At 71.2% G+C, this 5,643-nt stretch carries 7 protein-coding genes and 3 tRNA genes; 5 read left to right on the forward strand and 5 right to left on the reverse strand.

What is annotated here, in order from left to right; all coding sequences use genetic code 11:
* The first annotated feature begins 221 nt into the window (after positions 1-221).
* Entirely contained in the window at positions 222-782 is a 561-nt protein-coding gene (locus tag ACWIF2_RS39895; RefSeq protein ID WP_454366506.1) for a CGNR zinc finger domain-containing protein, read from the forward strand.
* An 85-nt stretch (positions 783-867) separates the two neighbouring features.
* On the opposite strand, the gene ACWIF2_RS39900 is transcribed toward ACWIF2_RS39895, so the two are convergent.
* Both ACWIF2_RS39900 and ACWIF2_RS39905 read right to left on the reverse strand, forming a co-directional pair.
* The gene (locus tag ACWIF2_RS39900; RefSeq protein WP_382497674.1) at positions 868-1,023 is read right to left on the reverse strand and encodes a hypothetical protein; all 156 of its coding nucleotides are present in this window, start codon (positions 1,021-1,023) and stop codon (positions 868-870) included.
* 203 nt (positions 1,024-1,226) lie between these two features.
* Entirely contained in the window at positions 1,227-1,673 is a 447-nt protein-coding gene (locus ACWIF2_RS39905) for a hypothetical protein (protein ID WP_454366508.1), read from the reverse strand.
* Positions 1,674-1,836: 163 nt separating this feature from the next.
* Between ACWIF2_RS39905 and ACWIF2_RS39910 the strand changes: the two genes are divergently transcribed.
* The gene (locus ACWIF2_RS39910) at positions 1,837-2,364 is read left to right on the forward strand and encodes a DsbA family protein (RefSeq protein ID WP_454366510.1); all 528 of its coding nucleotides are present in this window, start codon (positions 1,837-1,839) and stop codon (positions 2,362-2,364) included.
* Positions 2,365-2,383: 19 nt separating this feature from the next.
* On the opposite strand, the gene ACWIF2_RS39915 is transcribed toward ACWIF2_RS39910, so the two are convergent.
* Genes ACWIF2_RS39915 through ACWIF2_RS39925 form a run of 3 tightly spaced genes read right to left on the reverse strand, consistent with a single transcriptional unit; the run spans position 2,384 to position 5,124 of the window.
* Positions 2,384-3,208, reverse strand: coding sequence for a GNAT family N-acetyltransferase (locus ACWIF2_RS39915; RefSeq protein WP_454366512.1), 825 nt, complete (start codon positions 3,206-3,208; stop codon positions 2,384-2,386).
* A gap of 54 nt (positions 3,209-3,262) precedes the next feature.
* Positions 3,263-4,084 carry an aminotransferase class IV gene (locus ACWIF2_RS39920; RefSeq protein ID WP_454366514.1) on the reverse strand — a complete coding sequence of 274 codons (822 nt, stop codon included), beginning with the start codon at positions 4,082-4,084 and terminating at the stop codon, positions 3,263-3,265.
* Positions 4,081-5,124 carry a chorismate-binding protein gene (locus ACWIF2_RS39925; protein WP_454366516.1) on the reverse strand — a complete coding sequence of 348 codons (1,044 nt, stop codon included), beginning with the start codon at positions 5,122-5,124 and terminating at the stop codon, positions 4,081-4,083. The genes ACWIF2_RS39920 and ACWIF2_RS39925 overlap by 4 nt, the downstream gene beginning before the upstream one ends.
* 178 nt (positions 5,125-5,302) lie before the next feature.
* Between ACWIF2_RS39925 and ACWIF2_RS39930 the strand changes: the two genes are divergently transcribed.
* The 3 genes from ACWIF2_RS39930 to ACWIF2_RS39940 all read left to right on the forward strand — a co-directional run bounded on the left by ACWIF2_RS39930 (position 5,303) and on the right by ACWIF2_RS39940 (position 5,559).
* Positions 5,303-5,375: transfer RNA gene (locus tag ACWIF2_RS39930), tRNA-Gly, on the forward strand.
* Positions 5,376-5,412: 37 nt separating this feature from the next.
* Positions 5,413-5,486: transfer RNA gene (locus ACWIF2_RS39935), tRNA-Cys, on the forward strand.
* A 1-nt stretch (position 5,487) separates the two neighbouring features.
* A tRNA-Val gene (locus tag ACWIF2_RS39940) sits at positions 5,488-5,559 on the forward strand.
* The last annotated feature ends 84 nt before the right edge of the window (positions 5,560-5,643 follow it).

Here is a 5,643-nt window from a genome sequence, read left to right on the forward strand (position 1 = left end):
GATCACGCGGAGCCGGCGCCGGTCCATGTATGCCGACGGGCAGATCGGGGAGGTGACGGGAACCGCCGTCGTCACTGTCGGTAAGCGGGAACCATGGTGGGCCCGGCGGCGTTCTATTCGAAGCCATGTGCGGGCATGAGGGCCGTCCGGTGGATGCGGAGCCATTACCATCGGCCAGCATCGGCGGGCGCCTGCCCGACCCCCAGGCCAGGGAGCGAATCGTGCTGATCACCCACGACACCCGGTGCGCCCTCGACACCGTGGTCGATCTGGTGAACACCGCACCGGAGGACGACACGGCAGCGGACGGGCTGCCGGACGTGGCGACGCTCACGGTCTTCGTGGGCAACCACGAGATCAGCGACGTCGGCGTGCTCTCGGAGTTCGACCTCTCCGCGGTGCGGAAGATCCGCGGGCGGTTCGCGGCCGTCTTCGCCGCCCCCGACGCCAGGGCCGCGGCCGGGGTGATCAACGAGCTGGTCGCGGCCGCCGGCACCACCCCCCGGCTCACGGACCACGACGGCTACGACTGGCATGTGCACTACTTCGCACCGGGTGCCTCCGTCGCCGACCACCTGGCGGCCGACTGCGGGATGGCGCTGGCGTTCTTCGTGGTCGCCGGGGAGCAGGAGCGGCTGCGGCGGTGCGAGGCCCCCGACTGCCGCCGCGCCTTCGTCGATCTCTCCCGCAACCGCTCCCGCCGCTACTGCGACAGCCGCACCTGCGGCAACCGCCTGCACGTGGCCGCGTACCGGGCACGCCGCAGGGAGGCGGCGGGCTGACAGCCCGCTCCGGGAGGACTGGACGAAGCAGCCCATCGATGCCGACGCGGTCCCGGCGGGTGACGCCGGGTACCGCGGGTACGGCTCACAGCCACAGCAGATCATGCAACGAGGCCATGAGCAGCAGACACCCGATCACCGCAAGGAAGATCATCAGCGGTGGCTGGGAAAGGGCGAAGAGACAACCACGTGGCTCGTCCTGCGGCGGCGCGGGGTCGCTCTGTCTCGTCGTGTCCAGCATCTCGCGGCGATGATGGCGCAGTCGCCCCGCCAGGCGCGATCAGCGCCCTCGTTCCGTGCGGGAGTGCGCTGATTCCGTGAGGTCCGGTTCAGGTTGTGATCATTTCCGCGCGCCCTGGGACCCACTGTGACGATTCAGTCCGGCGCGGACGATTCAGTCCGGCACGCGGCCGGCCGTCATCAGTCCGGCACGCGGCCTGGCCGTCATATGCCGTGCTTCTTGAGGATGGCCTCGATGTCGCTGAAGTCGTCCTCACCCCGGGACGACGCCGCGGGCCGGGAGGCCGGGCGGGAGCCCTGCCCGCCCTGCCCAAGGGAGGGCGCCGAGGCCGCCGGGGCCACGGCCTCCGGCCCGGCCGCCGCGCGGGCAGCTCTGCGCTCCTTGCGGGTGCCGCCCCGGCGGCGCTCCACGACGCGGGTGGTCGCGAACAGCGCCCACGCGAGGCCCAGCAACCCGAAGCCCGCCCAGGCGGTCGGGCTGAACGCGGTGTCGGCCAGCCATTCGACGACTCCCGTCATCACCAGGCCGATCGGCACGAGCGAGTACGCCGCGATACGGGCCGCGGCGAGGAAACGCTTGCGGTACGCCGTGATGGCCGCAATGCCCAGGCCTGCCGCGGACACGGCGGAGCAGACGGTCTCGGCAATCATCCGGTCCTCCAGGCGTGGCGCGGTCGGGCGGGGGCACTTCGTCCCTTCCATCCTGCACCCGCCGCACCCCGGCGGGCCATGCCTCGCCCCCACATCAGGGAGATCTCCGGGTCGCCTCCTCCGCAGGTGCCGGTGCGTGTGCAGGGGCTGGAACACTGTCGGCATGAGCGACTCCTCCCCTGCCCCGTCCACCGCCCCCGTCCTCGAGATCTGGTGCGACCTCCAGTGCCCGGACTGCCGCACCGCGCTGGACGACCTCCGATCACTGCGCGCCCGCTACGGCGACCGTCTGGAGGTGCGGCTGCGGCACTTCCCCCTGGAGAAGAACAAGCACGCCTTCGCCGCCGCCCAGGCCGCCGAGGAGGCATGGGAGCAGGGCAGGGGATGGCCGTACGCCGAGGCCCTGCTGGGACGGGTGGAGGAGCTGGCCCGTAAGGGAGAACCCTTCCTGGTCGAGGTGGCCGCCGAACTGGGCCTGGACGCGGAGGAGTTCGACACCGCGCTGATCGACGGCCGGCACATCCTGATCGTGGACGCCGACCAGGCCGAGGGCAAGGCGATCGGCGTGACCGGCACCCCGACCTACGTCATCGACGGCCAGCGGCTCGACGGCGGCAAGAGCCAGGAGGGGCTGCGCGAGCGGATCGAGGAGATCGCGGACCGGCTGCTGGCCGGGCAGGAACAGGGCTGACCCGGCCCCCGCCGGGCCCCTACACCAGCGGCTTGTACATGGCGTACTGGCGATTCTCGTAGCCGAGGGACGCGTAGAGCCGTTCGGCCGGGGTTTTGCCGGCGAAGACGTTGAGGCCGATGGTCCGTCTGCCCTCGGCGATGGTCTGGGCCTCGGCCAGCAGCATGAGGGTGCGGCCGTGCCCCTTCCCCCGGTGGGCGGTGTGGGTCTCGACGTCGAAGACGAAGGCATCGTCCTGGCGCACCGCGAGCCACAGCGTGCCCACCGGTGTCCCCCGGTGTTCCACGACGCTGACCAGCACGCCGGGAGTGGCGAGGCCCTCGGGCAGCAGGGTGGCGTGGTCCCGCTCCGACTTGGCCCGGGCCTCGGCCACCGGCACGCCCCGGTCGATCCAGCTCTGCGCGTAGTCCTCCTTGCCCTTCTCCAGCCAGGGGCCGAACTCCGCCTCGGTCATGGGCCGGGCCCGGCTGCCCTCGGGCAATCGCGGCGGGGTGTCGCCGAGCGGCTTCACCATGCCGCGGTTGCGCACGACGTAGCCGAGCGCGGTGGCGAGCCGGAACGCCGGCTCGGCGTCGGCGGGCACCGCCGCCTCGATGCGGCGGCACCCCCAGCCGCGCGCCACCTCCTCGGCGGCGAGCGCGGCCACCGTGCCCCGGCCGCGTCTGCGGTCCGGCTCCTCGATGCGCAGCTTCATGATCCGGGCCACCGCGTCGCCGAACACGGGATGCGTGCCGAGGTGTATCGCCCCTACGGGACGGCTGTTCACACACACCTGGAAGCGGCGTGAGCGCGTCCCGTCGGCGTTCTGCTGAAGCGGCTCGGTCGGCCGCAGGGTCGTGGTCATCAGGGGTGTTCTACCCGCAACAATGCCCCGGGGCAGCCGAATATGCGAGGGCTGTCAGGGATCGAGGTCGTGCCCGGAGCGCTCGTCGAAGATCCGCATGGCCTTGGCGGTCACCGGGCCGGGCGCGCCCGGCAGCTCACGGTCGTCGACGCGGTGCACGGCCTGCACGTCCCGCAGCGTGGATGTCAGGAAGACCTCGTCGGCCCGTTCCAGCACGTCCAGCGGCAGATCGGTCTCCCGGGCACCGGTCCACGCGATCGCCAACGCGCGCGTGATGCCCGCGAGACAGCCCGAGGCGACTGGCGGCGTGTGGATCTCGCCGTCGAGGACGACGAAGACGTTGGACCCGGTGCCCTCGCAGAGCTGTCCCGCCGTGTTGCCGAACAGGGCCTCGGACGCGTCCCGTTCGCGGGCGCGGGCGAGGGCCACGACGTTCTCCGCGTACGAGGTGGTCTTCAGGCCGGTGAGCGCACCACGCTCGTTGCGGGTCCAGGGGACGGTGATCACGGCGGTGGAGTCGGGGCGCCGATGGGTCGCGCCGAGGGCGACGACGAGGGTCGGGCCGTGCTCGCCGCGGTCGGAACCGAGCGGGCCGTGGCCGCCGGTGTAGGTGATCCGGAGGCGGCCGAGCGGCGCGGGGTTGGCCTCGAGGACGGCGGCACAGGCGCGCCGCACCTCGTCGTGGTCCGGGTCGGGCAGGCCGAGGCCGCGCGCCGACCGGGTCAGCCGGTCGAGGTGCCGGGTGAGCGCGAACGGCCTGCCGTCCACGGTCTTCACCGTCTCGAAGATGCCGTCGCCCACGGTCAGTCCGTGATCGAAGACGGAGACGCGGGCGGACTCGCTGTCCTGCAGGCCGCCGTCGAGCCAGATCTTCACGTCAGGTCCTCTCCATTCACCACGTACCCTCCCGACGCTATCGCGAGCAGCCGTGCGGCCTTCAGCTCGGTCTCCCGCCACTCCCCCTCGGGATCCGAGCCCCAGGTGATGCCGGCGCCGGTGCCGAAGCGCAACACGCCGTCGGCCCGGTCGATCCAGAACGTACGGATCCCGACGGCCAGCTCACCGGCCTGCCGGTCGGCGTCCACCCATCCGATCCCCCCGCAGTACGGCCCTCTGGGCGCCGTCTCCAGCGCGTCGATGATCCGCAGGGCGCTCGACTTGGGCGCGCCGGTGACCGAACCGGGGGGAAATGCCGCGCCGAGCAGTTCGGCCCAGCCGGCCCCCTCCCCCAGCTCACCGCGGACGGTCGACACGAGATGGACCAGCCCCGGATGCTTCTCGAGGGCACACAGATCGGGCACCGTCACACTGCCCGTGGCACAGACACGTCCGATGTCATTGCGGACCAGGTCCACGATCATCACGTTCTCGGCGTAGTCCTTCTCCAGCAGGTCCGCCTCGGTGCGGCCGGTGCCCTTGATGGGTCCGGACTCGACGACCCGTCCGTCACGCCGCAGGAACAATTCGGGCGACGCGGTGGCGATCTCCACACCGTGCCCGGGCAGACGGATCGTTCCTGCATACGGCGCCGGGTTGCCGCGGGCCAGCAGCGCGGTGAGGGCGTCCACATCGGCACCGGGCGCGACGGGCGCGGACAGCACCCGGCACAGATTCGCCTGGTAGACCTCGCCGGCGGCGATGTGCTCGCGGATCCGCCGTACGGCTGCCGTGTACGCGGCGTGGTCGAGCGAGGACGTCCAGTCGTCCGCCGCCGGCGCACGCCAGGCGCCGGGCACGGGTGCGGGCACGGGCCGCTCCCGCACGTCCCTGAAGCGGGCGCAGGTCAGACGGCCCTCGAAATCGGCGCAGACTGCCCAGAAACCGCTGGATTCCAGGGCTTCGGGATCGTCGGTGACGTCGAGGAGCCCGGTGGCGACGCGGTCGCCGAAGCGGGCCAGAGGAGGGAGCTCGGACACGCAGTCGAGTCTATGGCGGTGTCCTGGGGATGACCGGAGGATGTCCCTTCCGGGGGCTCCGCGGCATCCCTGAGCAGGGGAAGCGCAGCACGCTGCACAAACGCGTTTTTGTGCTGGCCCCGGAATCCGCTAGAGTTCAACACGTCGCCGGGCCGCGAGAGCGGGCCGGAAACGACAAGCGGACGTAGCTCAGTTGGTAGAGCGCAACCTTGCCAAGGTTGAGGTCGCCAGTTCGAACCTGGTCGTCCGCTCGCAGGAACAGGGGGCTTCCCGGCCCCCTACACTCCTGGTGGAGTGGCCGAGAGGCGAGGCAACGGCCTGCAAAGCCGTCTACACGGGTTCAAATCCCGTCTCCACCTCCAAGGACGATTAGCTCAGCGGGAGAGCGCTTCCCTGACACGGAAGAGGTCACTGGTTCAATCCCAGTATCGTCCACTGGATCTGCTCGAAGATCCGAACCCGCGCGATTAGCTCAGCGGGAGAGCGCTTCCCTGACACGGAAGAGGTCACTGGTTCAAT

Source organism: Streptomyces sp. NPDC055506 (assembly GCF_053643595.1).